Source organism: Bacillus sp. FJAT-52991 (genome assembly GCF_037201805.1).
GTDB lineage: Bacteria > Bacillota > Bacilli > Bacillales > Domibacillaceae > Bacillus_CE > Bacillus_CE kandeliae.
In genome coordinates this window covers 3,233,452-3,253,435 of the sequence record NZ_CP147404.1, presented here as the reverse complement: position 1 = coordinate 3,253,435, position 19,984 = coordinate 3,233,452, and the positions used below count along the sequence as shown (strand labels likewise).

Below are 19,984 nucleotides of genomic sequence, written 5' to 3'. Positions count from 1 at the left end.
TATATGTTTTAGTTAATTTACACTATATTAACAATATATTAACAGTGAAAATATAATATTTATTTAAAATGTAGGGGATATGCTTAATTCATAGGAGGAAGTCATGAGGAAAAAGACAGTATACACATTAACGCTTGCCACTTATTTATCCATTTCAACGTTCGCTCCAGCAATATTTGCAGAAGGGGTAACGAATCCTGTTCAATCATCTGTCACACAAACATCAGTAATAGATTCCCAAAAAAATCCGACTTTACTCATTACTGAGCTAGTTCCCGATACAACGAATGTAAATTCAAAAGACGGCTATGAGTTCATTGAAATTTATAACAATAGCGATCAACCTGTCTCATTGAAAGACTATCAATTAATATACCGCTATCCAGATGGTAGTAAACCAGATATGAAATGGGGATTTAAAGAAGATAAAATTATTCCTGCTCAAGGGACGGTCGTTGTTTGGGTGAAAAATGGAGCTAATACAGATTTGACATTAGCCGATTTTAATAAGCAGTTCAATACTCAATTAACAGAGGAACAATTAACTACTGTAGAATCTGATGGGATGGCCAATACAGCTGAACGTACATTAGTCATTGCTGATACATATAATAACGAATTATCGGCAGCAAGTTATTCAAAAGAACAGATAAAAACAGATAAGGGTATTCAATATAAACTGTCTGACGATCAGAAAAATATGGAAATTATCCATTTCGATCAACCAGCGACACCTGGGGCAGTCGTGCCAGAACAAGTGCCGGATGAGCCCGTTCATATTGTCAATGATACAGTAGCTCCACTGATTGATCATATGGCTGTGACGTCTATACAAGCAGGTGAAGACTTAAAATTGAACGCTAAAGTTACAGATGAGACGGCTGTGAAAAATGTGAAAGTTGCTTATCGAGTCAGCCAGGATAGTGCTTGGAAAGAAATAGAGATGAAAGCAACGGAGCAATCTCCTGATACCTATACAGCAACTATTCCTAAGGACGATCTTGTAGGCAAAGAAGTTTTTTATCAAATCCATGCATTTGATGGAACGAATACAACGAAAACAGACGAGTTTAAAGCGACTGTAGTAGAACTTGCCTATGATCCACAGAAAGTGCCTGAGCTTCTAGTGACAGAAGTCGTGCCAGATTCCACTAATGTTGGAGGAGGAGACGGTTATGAATTCATTGAGGTGTATAACAACACGACAGAAACTGTGAATCTTAGAGATTATAAGATTCATTATCGTTATCCTATGGAGGGACCAGAAGCAGACTTAATTTGGGGACCAGAAAAAGAAGATCTTCTTTTGCCATCAGGTGAAACGATGACCTTTTGGATTATCAATGCTGGGAATAAAGATAAAACTGTTACAGACTTTAATCAGCACTATAGCGTGAATTTAATAGAAAACCAAAACATCGCGAAAATATATTCAGATGGGATGGCCAATAGCGGTGCCCGTGGTGTGGCGATTGCGACAAATACAGGTAAAGACATTTCTGTTGGTTATTACAATGATGAAGGAACGAAAGATGATACTGCCGCTGACAAAGGTATTCTTTATACTTTCCCAAAAACACCGGGCGATACAGTGATGAAGAAATACAGTAGCAGTACAGAAGCAGCGACACCTGGATCATTAGCAGAAATTCAAAAGCCAGTTCAAAAGGTGAAGCTACCAGCTGATAGTGAAAAACCAACTGTATCGGACCTAACAGATAAGGCTCCAGTATCGGAAATGAATGATATTCAATTAACTTTTGACTTGAAAGACAATCGTGCGATTAAAACGGCGCGTTTATTTTACAAGGATAATATAGAACCTGAGTATCATTCAGTAGATTTAACAGAAAACTATGATGATAAACTTTATCGCCATACTATTTATTCACCTAATTTAATCGGCAAGGAATCGATTGAATATTATTTAATCGTTTCTGACGGTGTGAATGAAGTGAAAATAGCTCCAAAGAAAATTGATATTATTCAAGATGAACAGCAAACAGGTCTTGGATTGAACGTGAAAGATGAAACATTATTAAATAAAACAGCATCTATTAAAGCTTTCCGTTCGGAAAAATATGAAAATACGAAGCTTTTGATTGACGGAAAGGATGTCACATCTGAGACATCTCCTGCGTTAGCAGAGCCTGCTTATTTTGCTTTTGATGTCAAAAAGGTCAACCTTTATTTTAAAAATGGTGTGACGATTGGCGATGAAGCCATTCACATTTTTGACGATACCATCAATACGTATATGACGAAAACGGTTCCGATTGACCCGAAATATTTTGAAAAAGGGAAGGACGCTGTCATTTCGATTCGTTCTGGAACGAAAGTCTCTCCTTTTGATAAGGACTCGGAAGAAAATCGTGATGATTTTTATGTGAAAAATGTTCGACTAGTATTGAAAGATGGGACAGTTATTTATGATCCTGCCTACAGCAATCCAGATAAAGAAATTTCAGTAGGAGATGGCGCATCAGCTAAGCCTGTAGTCGATTTTTCTTTTAAAGTACCTGATGACAAATTTATTGCGAAAGCATATCAATGGGATACAACGAAAGCGAAGGACGGTACTCACAGTGTTGAAGCGATAAACGGTACGGAAAAATCAAAGGCGAACGTCATTGTTGATAATAGTGCACCTGTTTTGACATCAACTGTGCAAGAAGGAGAATTATATAAAGGTCCTTTCACGATTAATGTTGAAGCAGAAGATGAGTTATCCGGTGTCGATAAAGTCACAGCGGAGCTTGATGGCAAAGAGATTACTCTTCCGCTGGAAACGTCTTCTGCGAAACTAGAACCAGGCGCTCACAAGCTAAAAATGACAGCTGTCGATCAAATCGGCAATGAAACGACGAAAACAGTTACTTTTAATGTCGCTGAAGAAAAGCCATATAAACCAGAAGCGGTGAATCCAAAAGATGGTGCGACGAACGTTTCAACTTCTACAAAATTAAAGGTCAAAGTGTCCGATCCGACAAAGGATGATCTGGATGTAGCATTTATGAAAGGGTATCAATATAAAGCGAATGAAGCTGATTATGTATCCGTTTATGAAAACAACGTGGATCGTGAACCGCCAAAAGAAATGATTCCAAGTGGCGAAAAGCCAGTAACAGAAGTTGATAAGTTAGCAGCTGCTGATCAGCAGTATGTGACGACCCAATCAGTGGATCAATTCCCATACCAACGTTTTGAAGTGAAAGTGGATGAAGAGGTTGGTGAAAATGATGAAATTGAACTGAAGTGGGAAGGGAAATCATTAATTGGTCGTAAAGTTTCCATGTATGTTTGGAACTATAAGGAGAATAAATGGGAATTAACGGAGTGGAAAATAGCTGAAGATGATAAGAACTTTAAGCTGAGCGGTACGGTGAAAGGTTCTGATTATGTGAAAGACAAAAAAGTACAGGTCATGGTCCAAGATGAGATTGCTTCGACAACTCAATTTGACTATTCCTTTATTTGGATGTCTGATACGCAATACTACTCTGAAAGCTACCCACATATTTTTAAGAAAATGACGGAGTGGACTGTTGATCAAAAAGAAGAGATGAATATTAAATATGTATTCCATACTGGAGATCTTGTGGATGAGGCTGATCAGGAGTACCAATGGAAATATGCTGATGAATATATGGGATATTTAGATAAAGGGAATGTTCCATATGGCGTCTTGGCCGGTAACCATGATGTCGGCCATAAAACAGGTGATTATAACGAGTATGGGAAATATTTTGGAGAAACTCGCTTTAAAGACAAAGATTACTATGGAGAGTCCTATAAAAATAACCGAGGCCATTATGATTTAATCAGTTCGAACGGCAATGATTTTATCATGATTTATATGGGTTGGGGAGTCAATGATGAGGATATCGCTTGGATGAATGAAGTGCTTGCTAAATATCCTGATCGAAAAGCCATTTTAAACTTCCATGAATATTTGCTTGTTTCAGGAAATCGTAGTCCAATTGGAGATAAGGTTTATAATGAAGTCGTTTTACCTAATGAGAATATTATTGCTGTTTTATCCGGCCATTATCATGATAGTGAAACGTTAGTGGACGAAATTGATGATGATAAAGACGGAAAAACGGATCGTAAAGTGTATCAAATGCTAGCGGATTATCAAGGTGGTCCTGAAGGTGGTCAAGGATTCCTACGCATTATGCAAGTGAATCCAGTCGAGAATAAAATTTATATGAAAACATATTCTCCCTATTTAGATAAGTATAATTATTATGATATGAGTGAATATCCAGGAAAAGATGAGTTTGTGATTGAAACGGATTTGACACCGAAAGAAAAAGTGGTGGCAACGGATTCCTTTGAAGCGAATGTGTTCACAGATAAGAAAATTGGTGAACAAACAGGAGTAAAAGATCAACAAACACCAGAAGTACCTTGGAATAACCTTGAAGCTAATAAAGAGCATGGCTGGTACGTGACCGTTAAAGATGAATTTGAAGGAGAAGTACGTTCAGACGTATGGACATTCACAACAAAAGCAAAAGAAACCGGTGGTGGAAATCCAGGTAATGGTGGAGATGGCGGTACAACGGAGCCACCAACTAAACCGGAAGTTCCAGATGGTCAAGAGAAAGTTATTGAAATCAAGGAAGATCAAATTCAAGCTGGTTCCAATGAATGGCTACTTGATATGAAGGAAGAAAAAGTTGAACGAATGAGTCTATCTTTATCGAAAGAGCTAGTAACGAAAATAGCAACAAGTAAACAACCGCTTAAAATTACTCTTGATGGTGGACATGAAGTCACATTATCACCAGAAAACCTTGACTTTTTACAAAAACAGGCGGGGGATGTGATCCATGTAAAAATAGCTAAGAAAGGTCAGGCGACAAAAGCTGCAGCAGTTACTCAGTTCAAATCTGAGATAGTACAAGTATCCATTTTTGTTGGGGAAGAACCAGTCATTGAAGCTCTTCCAAAGCCTATTTTACTAAGTATGAAGCTAAATGGACCTGTTCAGCAGGATCAAACAACGGGTGCTTCTTATAATGAAAAAACGCAAAAATGGGAATATGCTGGCGGATACTTGCAAGGTGAGCATTGGGTTATTCCAACAAGACAAGCTGCTATGCTAACTGTACTCTCAAATAATAAAGTATTTAAAGATACAAGTGATCATTGGGCGAAAAAGGAAATTCACTCTCTTGCTTCGAAAATGATTACAACTGGAAAAACAGATGAACTATTTGCACCAGAACAAGAGTTAACAAGAGCTGAATTTGCTGTATTACTAGTTCGTGCGATGCAAATCCCAGTGAAAGAATATGAGGGAACCTTTAAAGATGTTCCAGAAAGTAAAGCTTGGGCAGCTACTCAAATTGAAGCGGCAAATCGAGCAGGGATCGTGTTAGGAAAAGAAGGAGGAACATTTGATCCAGACGCAAATATCAACCGTGAACAAATGGCTGTAATGATTATCCGCTCCATTGAGTATCAGCAACCAGAATTGCTAGATTCATTAGATTTAAATCAATCATTTAAAGATGACAAGCGTATAAATGATTATGCTAAGATACCTGTTAAACAAGCTGTAGAGCTTGGCATTATTAACGGTTACAAGAATGGAAAGTTCGAACCGAAAAAAGATACAACTAGAGCAGAAGCAGCTGTTATGCTTTATCGTATGTTAAATGTATTAAATGAAAAATAATGCAGAAAAGCCAGTAAGAGAAGATAGATGCCTCTTACTGGCTTTTTGTTTAGTTTTTTTTCAGTCTCATATAGACGACTTCGTTAAATCCTTTTATAATTTTTAAAAAGAACAGTAAACAGGAGGACCGCCATGGGGAAAAAAAGGTTGGCAACATCCATTTTGGCAAGTGCAACAATCGCTTTTACTTTATTCAATTCAACTCACGTACAAGCTACTGAACAAGTAAGCCCGCAAGTTATTCAAGGAAACTATGAAAAAGGCGAGCTTATTATTCAATTTAATCGCTTGCTGACAGAAGCGGAACGGGAAGTTATTTATCAAAAGTATGGATTGACGGAGGAGTCTACATTACAAGATGGGCTTTTTGCTAATGTGACCATTGAGGATCACCATCAGTTAAAGGCAGTGGCGGAAGCATTAATGCAAGAGAAAGAGATTGCAAGTGCAGAACCGAATTATCATATGACAACCGAGTATAAACCGAATGATCATTATTATAATCGTCAATGGTTTCATTCAAAAATAAATGCGCCTTATTCTTGGAATCGGACTCGTGGAGACTCGCAGTTAACTGTCGCGGTGATTGATGGAGGAATCGACATGAGTCATCCAGAGTTTAAAGGTCGCCTAGTAAAGCCGTACAATGCGGTTACAAACAGTACGACATTTGCGCCGGATGATCATGGTACGCATGTAGCTGGTATTATTGGGGCTGCTATGGATGGTGCTGGTACGGCAGGCGTGGCTCCAGGTGTGAAAATTATGCCGATTAACGTATTTGATGGCGAATATGCTGAAAGCTATGATATATCGAAAGCAATTATTTATGCAGCCGATCAAGGGGCAGATGTGTTGAATTTAAGCTTGGGTAGTTATAGCTACAGCAGCGTCGTGGAATATGCGGTGAATTACGCTTATAAAAAGGGAGCGGTCGTCGTTGCTGCTGCTGGAAATGATTCGACGAGTACACCAATGTATCCAGCCTCTCATTCAAGTGTTATTTCAGTAAGTGCGACAAATGCGAAGGATAAAATTGCTGATTTCTCCAATTATGGTCGTTATATTAATGTGTCTGCACCAGGTGAAGGGATTCTTTCTACCGTCACTGACAATGCTTATGCCTATATGGATGGAACGTCTATGGCTGCACCGGTTGTGTCAGGAGAAGCGGCACTAATTCTATCTAAAAATCCGTTCTTAACGCCGAATCAAGTGGTGAAAATCATTTATTCATCTACGCGTGATTTAGGTAAAAAAGGATGGGACTCCTACTACGGAATGGGTCGCATCGATACTTACCAAGCTTTAAAAATGACGCCAGAACCAATGGGCAATATTTCACTTTCCTCGACACAAATTAAAGCGGGCAAAAATGTGAGAGCGGGCTTATCAGTTCGCGGCAATGTAAGAGGAACGGTATCTATAGAGGATGCAAATGGGAAAACTGTGAATACCCTTATTCGTAACCAATTGCCGCAAAAAGGCGGATTTGTCGTGTACTGGAACGGCAAGCTACAAGACGGATCTTATGCTAAACCAGGTGAGTATAAAATCGTGTTCCGCGTGTCAGATAACCGTCAATCGATGGTGAAAAAAGCAGCGGTAAAAGTGGTTCCAAACTAATCATTTGGGCTGTCTCTTTTAGGAGGCAGCCCTTTTGAGTTAGGAATTCTTTACTATTTTACGCTTGTTAAGTACTTTTTTAACGATAGGATAAACAATTGGTGCATACTTAATGGCTGTTCTCACAATGGACTTTATTTTCACTTTACGTCACCTCACTACTATTTTCCCTGAATCGAACAAGCTTAAACAATAAAATTTCAGCATCGTATCTCGGATTCCTGTTATAATGAAGGCAGATTCGGGCAAATTGATTATTAATTAAAAGTGAAGGAAGGATTTATCATATATGACAAACTTGCAAGCAGGAACGATTCGCACGCTTGAGGTGAAAAATGAAGCTCCATTTGGCTGGTTTTTAACGGATGGAGAAGAAAGTGTATTGCTGCATCACTCGGAAATGATGGATGACTTTGATCTAGATGAACCCGTTGAAGTATTTTTATTTCAGGATCATCAAGGGCGACTCGCCGCTACGATGAAGAAACCATTGATCACTCAAGATACTTACGCTTGGGTTGAAGTCGTTGGTGTGGAGGAAAAACTAGGAGTATTCGTCTCCATTGGCATTACGAAAGACATGCTTGTATCAGAAGATGACTTGCCATTTATGTTCTCGGTTCGCCCGATTGTTGGCGATCTTCTATACTGCACGCTAAAGCTCGACCGTCGTGACCGCTTATTTGCGAAACCGGCAACAGAAGAAGTGATGCAGGAGCAATTCACAACCGCTTCTAGAAAGGATTTCAACAAAGACATTACCGGCATTGTGTACCGTGCAACGAAAGCCGGCACGTTTATCATTACCGCAGAAGGCTATCGTGGCTTCATTCACGATTCTCAGCGCAAGGTAGAGCCGCGTCTCGGTCAAAAAGTGAACGGCCGAATTATTGATGTCAAAGAAGATGGCTCCGTCAATGTGTCCCTTCTCGGTCGCCGACAAGAAGTGCAAAAAGACGATGCCGAAAACATTTACGATTACCTCGTTGAACGTGGCGGCTCTATGCCTTATAGTGACAAAAGCTTCCCAGAAGAAATCGAAAGCCGCTTTGGCTTAAGTAAAGGAGCCTTTAAGCGAGCTCTTGGCAAGCTGATGAAAGAGAGAAGAGTGTATCAAGAGAACGGCTGGACCCATATCGTAAAAGAATAACCATACGTAAGCTGCCAGGAGAATTTCCCGGCAGTTTTTTTGGTGCAGGTGGGGCGGTAATTAGTCGGTGGTAGGGTGAGATTAGTCGATTTTGGCTCCTGATCAGTTGGGAAAAGGGGAAAATCGGCCGCGCTCCGTCTCGAATCAGTCGCGGTGGTCAGTGTGTTCAGTTGTGTCACCGTAATTAGTCGATGACGGGGTGAGATTAGTCGATTTTGACTCTTGATCAGTCGGGAAAGGGGGAAAATCGGCCGCGCTCCGTCTCGAATCAGTCGCGGTGGTCAGTGTGTTCAGTTGTGTCACCGTAATTAGTCGATGACGGGGTGAGATTAGTCGATTTTGGCTCCTGATCAGTCGGGAAAGGGGGAAAATCGGCCGCGCTCCGTCCCGAATCAGTCGCCCAGACACCATAATCAGTCACTCGTGCACGACAATCATGTTTGACTAAACAAAAAAGCCGCCCGCGGGCAGCTTTTTATTCGTAGTCGTTAGAGAGTTTTAGCTTATCAATCACTGTAAAGAATATGCTAAGTAAAATGGCGACGACAGTGGCTAAGGCCATTCCTTTTAGGACAAAGCTTTCGCCAATTTTTAACGATGCACCGCTTAAGCCGATTACAAGTACAACCGTTGTTAAAATCATATTGGTTGCTTTTGAATAATCCACTTTTGATTCGACAAGCATACGCAAGCCGGAGACAGCGATGACGCCGAATAATAAGAGTGAAATGCCGCCCATAACAGCTGATGGAATGGTAGAGATCAGCGCGGCAAGCTTGCCGACGAAAGATAAGATGATTGCCATGACAGCTGCGCCACCGATTACCCAAGTGGAATACACTTTTGTTAAAGCGAGGACTCCGATATTTTCACCGTATGTTGTATTGGGCGTGGAGCCGACAAATCCAGAAATGACGGTTGAAATTCCGTTACCAAGAAGGGAAACGCCAAGTCCAGGTTTTTTCATTAAATCGCGTTCAACAATGTTTTCTGTGACAACGAGATGACCAATATGTTCAGCGATGACCACAAGTGCGGCTGGAATAATAATCGCTATGCTAGCTAAGTCAAACTCTGGTTTGTAAAAGTCAGGTAGGGCGAACCAGTTAGCGTCACGAACAGGTTGGAAATCAACTAGTCCGTAAAAATAAGCAATGATATAGCCAGAAACAATTCCAATTAAAATAGGAATAATCTTTAAAAAGCCTCTAAACATGACATTTCCGATAATTGTAATACCAAGTGTGAGTAAGGAAACCGTAATCGTAGCTGAGTCCGGTGTCCACGGTTTTGTCGGGTCTGGATTGATAAGCCCAGCCATTTTCGCAGCCTCTGGGACAAGCTCAAGTCCAATCACCATGACAATCGCTCCCATCGCAGCAGGAGGGAACACGACATCAATCCATTTTGTTCCGACAAAGCGAATGATTAAAGCCACAAGAATAAAGATGATTCCGACAGCGATAAATCCACCAAGGGCTGCATTATATCCTTTATCGGCTAGTACAATTGTAACTGGAGAAATAAAGGCAAAACTGGAACCAAGATAAGCAGGGATCTGACCTTTACATAACACAAGATAAATTAATGTACCAACACCGTTCATTAATAGAATGGTCGCGGGATTTACACCGAAAAGAATTGGTACAAGAACCGTTGAGCCGAACATTGCAAACAAATGCTGCAAACTAAGTGGGATTATAGCTAACGCTGGTGGACGTTCATCAACTTGATAAGTGCGCATATAGACACTCCTTTAAACATAATATGGAACACAAATTGTTCATATTATACAGCAACAAGAAACAGCTTTCTATATATTTATTTATTTTTTAAAAATATAGACTGAAGTAATTGGAGTAAATATACTGAAAGTAGGATTATTTTGGGAATTAGCATAGCAGAAATTTTGAGTTCCCCTTTGTTATATCGATTATGTCATTAGATAGGAGCCAACAAGATGTTTACTATATTAATTGTTGAAGACGAAAAGAAAATTAGTGATATTGTAGCGGCAGGATTAAATGAATGGGGCTATGATACGCGTACAATTGAAGATTTTCAAAAAGTGGAAGAAGAGTTTTTAACTATTGACCCTCACCTTGTTCTTTTAGATATTAATCTGCCTTATTTCAATGGTTTTTATTGGTGTGAGCAGATTCGAAAGCATTCCAATGTACCTATCATTTTTCTTTCTTCGCGAACGGAAAAAATGGATATGATGATGGCGTTGAATATGGGTGGAGATGACTTCATGCAGAAGCCATTTTCTATGGAAATGCTGATCACGAAGGTGCACGCTATTCTTCGTCGCACGTATACGTATCAAACGGTTAATATGGATGTAGTGAAGCATAGGGATATCACTTTGCACATGAAAAAGGCGGCTGTGTACGTTGGAGAGCAAGAGATGGAATTAACAAAGAATGAATTTAAAATTCTTTGTGTGCTTCTTGAAGCAAAAAATGAAATCGTGAGTAGAGATAAGATCATGAAGGCATTATGGGAAGATGAAAGTTTTATTGATGACAACACGCTTACAGTAAATGTAAATCGCTTGCGGAGAAAATTAAATGATTACGGTCTAGATGGATACATACAGACGAAAAAGGGACAGGGGTACATCATAATATGAAAGTGACATTTGGGAAATTTTTATTTTTTCAGCGACGAGCGATTATGATGTATATGTTTATCATGGCTTTTATCACTATTATGCTGTTTGTTGAGCCAACGATGCCGATTCATTTTCAGAACATTGTTTATATTCATATTGTGGCTTTTGTTATTTTCAGCTTGTATATAACGGTGGAATTTTTGTACATAAAAAAGCATATTTCTCAGGTGGAGACACATTGGACAAATGGTTATTTTATTCAAGAAGGAGTAGGAGAATCAAAAACATATGAACAATATTTGTATGGGCAGCTCTTTCAAATGGTCAATGAAAAGCATCAAGAAAAGATGCGTTCGATTACAAAAGATAAGAAGGATACGTTGGAGTATATGACTTCATGGTTTCATGAAATAAAAACACCCATTGCTGTCAGTAGGCTCATTATTGAACAATCTCCTACTAATGCTGTGATGGAAAGCATAGAGGAAGAAATCAATTTAGTTGAAAACTATGTGGAACAAGCCTTGTATTTCATACGAACTGATGAGTTCAATCATGATTACTTTATTTTACAAACAGAGTTAGATCAACTTGTTCGATCAGTTATTAAGCAGCACGCAAAGATATTTATTAAAAAGAAAATCAAGCTAGAGTTGCGTGTAGAACCGATAGAAATACAAACCGATAAAAAGTGGCTTGCCTACGTCTTATCTCAGATTATATCCAACTCATTAAAATATACGGCTGATGCAGGAACAATCATGATTCAGTCAGAAGAAGATTCGAAGGAAGTCAGGTTAGTTATTTCCGATAATGGAATCGGGATTGAACAGGCCGATGTGCAACGAATTTTTGAAAAAGGTTTTACAGGGATGAATGGAAGGGCACACGGAAAATCCACAGGAATGGGTCTGTACTTAGCGAAGAAATTAGCCAATAAACTAGGGCATGAGCTGTCTGTCTCTTCAAAGGAAAAAGAATATACGTCGATGACGATTCACTTTCCGAAGGGCCAAGACTATTACTCGATTTAGTCATATGAAAAGCCGGAGAGAAAATGGTTTCTCTCCGACTTTTGCTTTCGTCCAGCTCCGCCTCCTTGGAGTTCGAGGTCAGAAGCCAGCCTGACTGCATGGCTGAAAAACGCCATTTCGTCATTCTGTCATCTGCTTGTCGCTCCAAAACAGTCGGCTCTGCTTTTGTTTAAGAATTATTCACCAATTTATTGGCTGTTCCTACGGTCATGATGTAGTAACTTCCGTAAAGTATGGCATAGACGATATTAATAATAATGACCGGTGTAATAAAGTTCATGTCCATTAGTTTGGATAGTGACCATAGCATGATGGAGCTATGAGCTATTCCGACAATCAAGGGAAGAAGGAAGATGATCATATATTGTTTGGCGATCACGCGTTTTACTTCCCATTTGCTCATGCCGACGTTTCTAAGCGTTGTGTATCTTTGTCGATCTTCAGCTGCTTCTGTCAGCATTTTAAAGTAGATGATGCTTCCGGTAGCTGAAAGAAAGACAAGACCCAGAAATCCACCGATGAAAATGAGTAATCCATATACGGATTGGGCTGTTTGATAGCTATCTGAAAAACTATAGAAGGCGGTGTAAGGTGCTACGAGCTCTTTCACTTTTTTTGTTAATGTGGCAGACTGTTCTTCATCTTCCACTTTAAATACATGAGAAGAAATCGTTTTGTGCTCTTTTTGAAGTGTTTTAAACATGCTATCGCTCACAATTAGTGTTGCTGGCTGAATATCATTATTAAATAATACCTCTATTTTGCTCTCTTTGATCATAAGGGAAATATCTTCGTTCGCCAATGATAGAGAAACTGGTTGTTCTGTACTTTTCTCTTTGTTTTGAGAACCGATAAAATTTTTCTCTAACATAACAGCTTCACTCTCATTTAAAGAAGGTAGAGGTTCTCGTTCTAATGACTTTGCTAGTTGGTTATAGGATGATTCTGAGACGACTGCAAACTGTTCTTCGTAATACAAATAGCCGCCAGGGATATTTTTTAACGAAGCTGTATCTCCTTTCACCATCAGATAATCGAATGTTTCGTCAAATAAAAGCGGATATTCTTTGTTATTTTGAATGAGAGCAGTGATTTGCTGATCTATCTCATCTGATGTGATTTCATATTGGTAGCTGTATGGGACAAAATCTTTCATTGTATTCAGCGTATTATAATACATCGTGTAGGCAAATCCGAAAGCAATTAGAGTGACTCCATTTAAAATGGAAATCGTTGTTAACATAATGGCGTTACTTTTTAATCGATTGGTCAGCTGGGTAAAAGTTAATAGATTGGCCCATTTATAGTAGATGGATTTTTTATTTTGTAGCATTTGTACAAAAAATCCACTCAATGAATGAAAAAAGAAATAGGAACCAATGATCATGATGACAAGGGTGATCAGTAAATTGCGACCAAAGTGTTGATCCCAGCTTTTAGAGTCAGCAGCAGTTAAGAACATCCAGTAGCTAACTCCGATAAAAATTAGAGAGAGAAGAGCAATAATAATTGATGGTTTACTAAGCGTTTCCCCTTTGTTTTTTGCACGGAATAAATCAATCAATTGAAAACGATGCATAATCAAATAACCTTGCAAAGAAGTAAGAAAGGTAATGATTGAAAATACAATAAGTGTTTGAATAATTGCTGTACTATTGAATGAAAAATGGACGACCATCGAAAAGCCCATGAGTTTAACTAAAATCATGCTGAAAAATATCGAGAATAACTCTCCAAGAGCAATTCCAATGATTAGCGCAATCACTCCAAGTATAAAATTTTCATAGAAAAGCATTCGCCCAATATCTGTTTTTTCAACACCGAGAAGGGAATAAAGTCCGATTTCTTGTTTGCGTTTTTTTATAAAAAAAGCATTTGAATACCAAATGAATATGGTGACAAATAATAGCAAAATAAAGGAGGATGCAAAGAAAGCAGGCTGAATTTTATCCGTTTGATCAAAAGCATTGGCAATTTGTTTGTTGTACTGCAAAGAAACGAATGTGAAATAGATTAATATGCTGAATGTCATAGAAGCGACATATAAAAAATAATGCTGAAAGTTGTGTTTCACATTTTTCTTTACAACATCAATTAACGTCATGGTTGCCACCTCCTAAAGATGACAAGGTCAATAATAACTGTTCAAAGAAAGCTTTTCGTTCTTTATCTCCTCTTACTAGTTCGGTAAATAGGCTACCATCTTTCATGAAAATGACACGATCACAGTAGCTGGCTGCAAACACATCATGAGTTACCATCAAAATCGTTGTTTCATAGTCTTTGTTTAATGTTTTAAAGGCATTTAATAAATCTGTTGACGATTTAGAGTCTAGTGCTCCTGTTGGTTCATCAGCCAAAACAAGGCTTGGATTGGTAATGATCGCGCGTGCCGCCGCTGTTCGTTGCTGTTGCCCTCCTGAAGTTTGATAAGGATACTTATTTAGGATTGATTGTATACCTAAAATGGATGCGACATCTTCTACTTTTTGCTCGATCCTGTAGACAGGAGTATTCGAAAGTGACAAGGGAAGAAGAATATTTTCTTTCATCGTTAATGAATCTAATAGATTGTAGTCTTGAAAGATAAACCCTAAATGCTCTCTTCTAAATTTAGATAAAGATTTATCTTTCATCGTTGTAATTTCTTCTCCGCTTATTTGAATGCTGCCTGCTGTGGGTTTATCGATCGTTGCCAAGATATTTAGCAGCGTAGTTTTTCCCGCGCCAGATGGTCCCATAATCCCAATAAATTCACCTTTATATATCGATAAATCTATCTTTTTTAAAACGGTAAATAAATGATTTTTCGTCCCATATACTTTATGTATACCTTGTGCTTGTAAAATAGTATTCATTGTTTTTCCTCCTCTGTTTACTCGTTGTAATAAGCATACTTCGAACAGAAGAATGTCATCCATAGATGTATCAAACAAAAGCGAAGTTATCCTTACATTTTTGTCACATATAAATAAAAGTTCTTCTTCATCCAATGGTTTCCCATAGTCTTTCTCTCTTAACAAAGTGAGCTTCCAAGGACAATTCCTCGCTTTACGGAGCAAAAAATAAGCCGACTGAAAGAATAACCTTTCAGTCGGCTCCGCTTTTCATTTTTCTTTATCCTGTGCGGTTCGTTCCAGTCTATACGTCGCTAAACGGAGTCTTCCGCTTTTCTATGTCCAGCTCCGCCTCCTTGAGGCTCGAGTCAGATGTCAGCCCGACTTCATGGCTGAAGAGCGCCATTTTGCCGGTCCGTCATCTGCTTGTCGCCCCAGGACAGTCGGCTTCGCTTTTCTGCTTGTCCAGCTCCAGACCCCAGCGACTAGTGGACTTCCACGATCCTCCTTGCGATAAGTCAACATCGATTCACTATCGTTCATCGTGTTTCCTTTATCTCGTGCGGATCATTCCAGTCCATACGTCACTAAACGGAGTCTTCCGCTTTTCTGTGTTGTCCAGCTCCAGCAGCCAGACTCTCGGTCATAAGCTGTCCCACCTGTGTGGCAAAGAACGCCACTACGGCGGTCCATCTTATGCCTGCCGAGTCTAAACGGCTGCTGCCGCTTTTCTATTTAACTTACTTTTTTCGTTTCTCCTTTATATGCTTTCGTTTGGAAGAAGTCGTTTGTTTCTTTGACAATGACTTTATAAAGGAGCAAAATACCAATTAAGTTTGGAATCATCATTAGTGCGTTGGCCATGTCGGCGAAAGCCCAAACGGTTGTTAAGCTAGCTACGGCACCAATTCCTGTTGCTGCTACGTAAATGATACGATAAGCAGAGATATATTTTAATCCAGCGATGTATTCAAAGCATTTTTCTCCGTACATGTACCAGCCTACGATGGTTGAGAATCCAAAGAAGATAACAGATAAAGACACGATCCACTCACCAGCCGTACCGAGGACAGAAGCAAAGGCTGCGGTGGTTAATGCTCCGCCTTCGAGACTCGCGTTGTGTGCAACACCTGAAATCATTCCACCTGTTGGATCCCAGAAACCAGTCATTAAAAGAACGAGACCTGTCATTGTACAAACGATAAGTGTGACGATAAACGTCCCGGTCATCGCAACAAGTGCTTGTTTAACTGGGTGATCGGCACGAGCATTTCCTGCGATGAGGGCAGCTGTACCAAGACCAGCTTCATTGGAGAAAATTCCTTTTGATACTCCATTACGAACGGCTTCAGTTACCATTACTCCAGTGAAACCTCCGACAGCTGAAATAGGATTAAAGGCATAGTGGAAAATTAATTGGAATGAAGGAATGATTTGATCATAGTTGATCACAATAATTAATAAGGATCCACCGATATAAAGGGCCGCCATAATCGGTACGAAAAATCCAGCCACTGTACTAATTCGTTGGATTCCACCGAAAATGATTAAAGCCGTTAGTACGACAAGAATAATACCTGTAATCCAGCCGTTAATATGGAAACTTTTCGTCATAACATCTGCAATGGTGTTCGACTGTACGCTATTTCCAATTCCTAGTGCAGCAAAGGCACCAAAAATGGCAAATGCCGTAGCTAGCCATTTCCATTTCCGACCGAGCCCTCGCTCGATATAGTACATTGGTCCACCAGAATATTCACCATTGGCATTTTTGACACGATATTTCATGGCTAATAAAGCTTCCGCGTATTTCGTCGCCATTCCTAATAAACCAACGACCCACATCCAGAAGATCGCTCCTGGTCCACCTAAAGTAATGGCTGTTGCTACCCCTGCAATATTACCGTTTCCTATAGTCGCAGCAAGCGCGGTCATTAGAGCTTTGAAGTTACTTACGTCGCCTTCTGCATTTGCATCTTCTTCCTTTTCTTTAGAAAATGCTAGTTTAAAAGCATAAAGTAGGCGGCGAAACTGTATTCCTTTGAGAAGAAAGGTGAGAAAGACACCGGTACCCACTAGTAGTATTAAACTTGGTGTTCCCCAGAGCACACTGTTGATCTTTTGCAAAACTTCTAACATCTTTCATCCTCCTTGTTGAGGTGTTTTTCTAAGATTGTGATGTTTGTAAACGTTTTCAATGTGTCGATAAATATGTTTTAACATTTTGAAAAAACTAGACAATTGTCGAAAAATCAAAAGGAAAACTTCTTGATTTGTCGAAATGCACAATTGAAGCTCTTTTATTATATCAAAATGTTAAAAATCTGCCATGAAAATAATATAAGTTATAAAATTATGAAGATTCAGCAATGAAGTAAACTATTGATATTACTGGGGAAGAAGCTAATGTTATATTTCAAAATATTTGATTGTTAATTCACATAATATTATTCGAATAATATATTTTCTCTCTACGAATTTCAGAAAAACAACCTCAAATGCGAACGAAAAATAAAAAAAATAAAAAAATGTTCGTTATTTATGAAATCCTATTAAATCGGTTTTTGTAAGCGTTATCAAGAGGAAAACTAGCGTGTAGTATGGTTCCTTCCTACTTGATAAGTAGATGTTTATAATTTATAATTCATTGATATTAATAAGTATAAATTTTCTGATATAAAAATAAGAAACGAATGAGGGTGTTAACATGGAAAGAGTTTATAATTTTTCAGCGGGTCCTTCTATGCTTCCGCTGCCAGTGTTGGAAAAAGCTCAAAAAGAATTGGTGAACTATGCTGGTTCTGGCATGTCTGTAATGGAGTTAAGCCATCGTTCGGGCCTATTTACAGATATTATTACGAAAGCGGAGCAGCTACTTCGTGAATTAATGAACATTCCAGAAAACTATAAGGTTCTATTTATCCAAGGAGGAGCTTCGCAACAATTTGCGATGATCCCAATGAATTTATTGCGTAATAGCGGGAAAGCGGACTATGTGAACACAGGGTCTTGGTCTAAAAAAGCGATTAAAGAAGCGAAGAAGTATGGCGAAGTTCGTGTGATTGCTTCCTCAGAAGACGAAAACTTCAGCTATATTCCAGCGATTGATGCGAGCATGATCGATCCGGAAGCTGATTATGTACATATCACAACAAACAATACAATAGAAGGAACGGCTTTTTCAGAAATTCCTGATACAGGGAATGTTCCCCTTGTAGCGGATATGTCTTCTAATATTTTATCGGAAGAAATTGATGTGTCAAAGTTTGGCTTAATTTATGCAGGGGCCCAAAAGAATATCGGCCCAGCTGGATTAACCGTTGTTATTATTCGCGACGATTTGATCGGCTTTGTCAAAGAAGAGGTTCCGACTATGCTTGATTATAAGACTCATAGCGAGAGTGGCTCTTTATATAACACGCCTCCTACTTACGGCATTTACATGGCGAAGCTTGTGTTTGAATGGTTAACTGAACTTGGCGGCTTGAAAGTAATGGAGCAGATCAACCGTGAAAAAGCGGAGATTTTATACAGCTTCTTAGAGGAGTCGGACATGTTCGATTCTCCAGTGAAGAAGGATAGCCGCTCCATCATGAATATTCCTTTTGTTTCACCATCAGCAGAATTAGATGCGGCTTTTGTCAAAGAAGCGAAAACAGCTGGTCTTGAAACGTTGAAAGGGCATCGTTCCGTCGGTGGAATGAGAGCAAGTATTTACAATGCAATGCCTGTTGAAGGTGTGCAAGCACTTGTTGACTTTATGAAAAAATTTGAAAACAAACATAAATAAAAGGGGAGACCGTAACTGTGTATACAATTAAAACATTAAACAATATCGCTGAATGTGGCTTAAATATATTCAATAAAGATACTTATACAATCGATAATGACAGTACAAACCCAGATGGGATCGTTCTTCGCAGCTTCAATATGCACAACGTTGAAATTGATGAAAATACAAAAGCAATTGCTCGTGCAGGAGCAGGTGTGAACAACATTCCAGTAGATGCTTGCACAGAGCGTGGAATCGTTGTGTTTAACACACCAGGTGCCAATGCCAATGCGGTAAAGGAGCTTGTTTTAACGACTTTAATGGCTTCTTCTCGTAACTTATTTGCAGGTGTGGAATGGACGAAATCTTTATCTGGAAAAGGCAATGAAGTGCCGAAGCTTGTTGAAGCAGGCAAAAAGCAATTTGTCGGAAAAGAAATTAAAGGAAAAACATTGGGCGTTATCGGTTTAGGTGCGGTTGGTGCTCTTGTAGCCAACGATGCTTTAGACCTTGATATGGATGTCATCGGATTTGATCCATTCATCTCTATTGATACAGCTTGGAATCTTTCTCGTAACGTGCAGCGTGCGATGACGATGGATCAGTTGTTTGCGGTATCTGATTACATTACCGTTCACGTACCATTAACTGAAAATACGAAAGGGATGTTCAATGAAGAAGCTTTTGGCATTATGAAGCCAGGCGTCCACATTTTGAACTTCTCTCGCGGCGAGCTTGTGAATGAGGAAGATATGGCTGTGGCAATTGAAAAAGGAATCGTTGGCAAATATATTACGGATTTCCCGAATGATAATATATTAAAAATGAACAATGTGATACCGATTCCTCACCTTGGGGCATCTACGAAGGAATCAGAAGAGAACTGTGCGATTATGGCTTCTCGTCAAGTAAAGGAATATCTTGAAACAGGGAATATTAAAAACTCTGTTAATCTACCAAATGCGTCTCTACCTTTTGCAGGAAAACGTCGTGTAACAGCTTTTCATAAAAACGTACCAAACATGGTAGGACAAATTACTTCTGCTTTATCTGAATACAACTTAAACATTGCAGACATGGTCAACAGAAGTAGAGGCGATTACGCTTATACGATCATTGACATTGATAATAAAGTAAACGGCGATGTGATCCCTAGTTTACAAGAAAAAATTAGCCAGATCGAAGGAATCGTAACGGTTCGCGTGATCTAATCACTTTTTTCATAGTGGCTACCTCGTAAAGGTCTGCCTCTAATCATC

The 19,984-nt window shown here is 39.1% G+C and carries 13 protein-coding genes; 7 read left to right on the top strand and 6 right to left on the bottom strand.

The genetic code is table 11. The annotated features are described in order from the left end of the window. The first annotated feature begins 103 nt into the window (after positions 1 to 103). The 3 genes from WDJ61_RS16665 to WDJ61_RS16655 all read left to right on the top strand — a co-directional run bounded on the left by WDJ61_RS16665 (position 104) and on the right by WDJ61_RS16655 (position 8,465). On the top strand, positions 104 to 5,689 hold the full coding sequence (locus tag WDJ61_RS16665) for an S-layer homology domain-containing protein (protein ID WP_338751750.1): 5,586 nt from the start codon (positions 104 to 106) through the stop codon (positions 5,687 to 5,689). 132 nt (positions 5,690 to 5,821) lie between these two features. Further along, positions 5,822 to 7,315, top strand: a complete 1,494-nt coding sequence (locus tag WDJ61_RS16660; protein WP_338751748.1) for a S8 family serine peptidase — start codon at positions 5,822 to 5,824, stop codon at positions 7,313 to 7,315. 289 nt (positions 7,316 to 7,604) lie between these two features. Then, positions 7,605 to 8,465 (top strand): S1 RNA-binding domain-containing protein, encoded by an 861-nt coding sequence (locus tag WDJ61_RS16655; RefSeq protein WP_338751746.1) that lies wholly within the window; start codon positions 7,605 to 7,607, stop codon positions 8,463 to 8,465. 475 nt (positions 8,466 to 8,940) lie between these two features. Here WDJ61_RS16655 and uraA read toward each other — a convergent pair whose 3' ends face one another. Next, on the bottom strand, positions 8,941 to 10,209 hold the full coding sequence (gene uraA, locus WDJ61_RS16650; protein WP_338751744.1) for a uracil permease: 1,269 nt from the start codon (positions 10,207 to 10,209) through the stop codon (positions 8,941 to 8,943). Between the two features lie 216 nt (positions 10,210 to 10,425). Between uraA and WDJ61_RS16645 the strand changes: the two genes are divergently transcribed. Both WDJ61_RS16645 and WDJ61_RS16640 read left to right on the top strand, forming a co-directional pair. Next, on the top strand, positions 10,426 to 11,100 hold the full coding sequence (locus tag WDJ61_RS16645; protein WP_338751742.1) for a response regulator transcription factor: 675 nt from the start codon (positions 10,426 to 10,428) through the stop codon (positions 11,098 to 11,100). Continuing rightward, a complete protein-coding gene (locus WDJ61_RS16640) occupies positions 11,097 to 12,116 on the top strand; it encodes a sensor histidine kinase (protein ID WP_338751740.1) in 1,020 nt (339 codons plus the stop codon). Before WDJ61_RS16645 ends, WDJ61_RS16640 begins: the two co-directional genes overlap by 4 nt. A 169-nt stretch (positions 12,117 to 12,285) precedes the next feature. Here the strand turns inward: WDJ61_RS16640 and WDJ61_RS16635 are convergent, their stop codons facing one another. The 5 genes from WDJ61_RS16635 to WDJ61_RS16615 all read right to left on the bottom strand — a co-directional run bounded on the left by WDJ61_RS16635 (position 12,286) and on the right by WDJ61_RS16615 (position 17,092). Continuing rightward, the gene (locus WDJ61_RS16635) at positions 12,286 to 14,220 is read right to left on the bottom strand and encodes an ABC transporter permease (RefSeq protein ID WP_338751738.1); all 1,935 of its coding nucleotides are present in this window, start codon (positions 14,218 to 14,220) and stop codon (positions 12,286 to 12,288) included. Next, the gene (locus WDJ61_RS16630; RefSeq protein WP_338751736.1) at positions 14,207 to 14,974 is read right to left on the bottom strand and encodes an ABC transporter ATP-binding protein; all 768 of its coding nucleotides are present in this window, start codon (positions 14,972 to 14,974) and stop codon (positions 14,207 to 14,209) included. Before WDJ61_RS16630 ends, WDJ61_RS16635 begins: the two co-directional genes overlap by 14 nt. A gap of 354 nt (positions 14,975 to 15,328) precedes the next feature. Next, positions 15,329 to 15,496: a hypothetical protein gene (locus tag WDJ61_RS16625; RefSeq protein WP_338751734.1), complete on the bottom strand. Its 168-nt coding sequence runs from the start codon at positions 15,494 to 15,496 to the stop codon at positions 15,329 to 15,331. 24 nt (positions 15,497 to 15,520) lie between these two features. Then, positions 15,521 to 15,646, bottom strand: a complete 126-nt coding sequence (locus WDJ61_RS16620) for a hypothetical protein (protein WP_338751732.1) — start codon at positions 15,644 to 15,646, stop codon at positions 15,521 to 15,523. Positions 15,647 to 15,688: 42 nt separating this feature from the next. Continuing rightward, positions 15,689 to 17,092: a sodium:alanine symporter family protein gene (locus WDJ61_RS16615; protein WP_338751730.1), complete on the bottom strand. Its 1,404-nt coding sequence runs from the start codon at positions 17,090 to 17,092 to the stop codon at positions 15,689 to 15,691. A gap of 568 nt (positions 17,093 to 17,660) precedes the next feature. Here WDJ61_RS16615 and serC point away from each other — a divergent pair. Further along, the gene (gene serC / locus WDJ61_RS16610; protein ID WP_338751728.1) at positions 17,661 to 18,743 is read left to right on the top strand and encodes a 3-phosphoserine/phosphohydroxythreonine transaminase; all 1,083 of its coding nucleotides are present in this window, start codon (positions 17,661 to 17,663) and stop codon (positions 18,741 to 18,743) included. A 17-nt stretch (positions 18,744 to 18,760) separates the two neighbouring features. Next, positions 18,761 to 19,936, top strand: coding sequence for a phosphoglycerate dehydrogenase (locus tag WDJ61_RS16605; protein WP_338751726.1), 1,176 nt, complete (start codon positions 18,761 to 18,763; stop codon positions 19,934 to 19,936). The last annotated feature ends 48 nt before the right edge of the window (positions 19,937 to 19,984 follow it).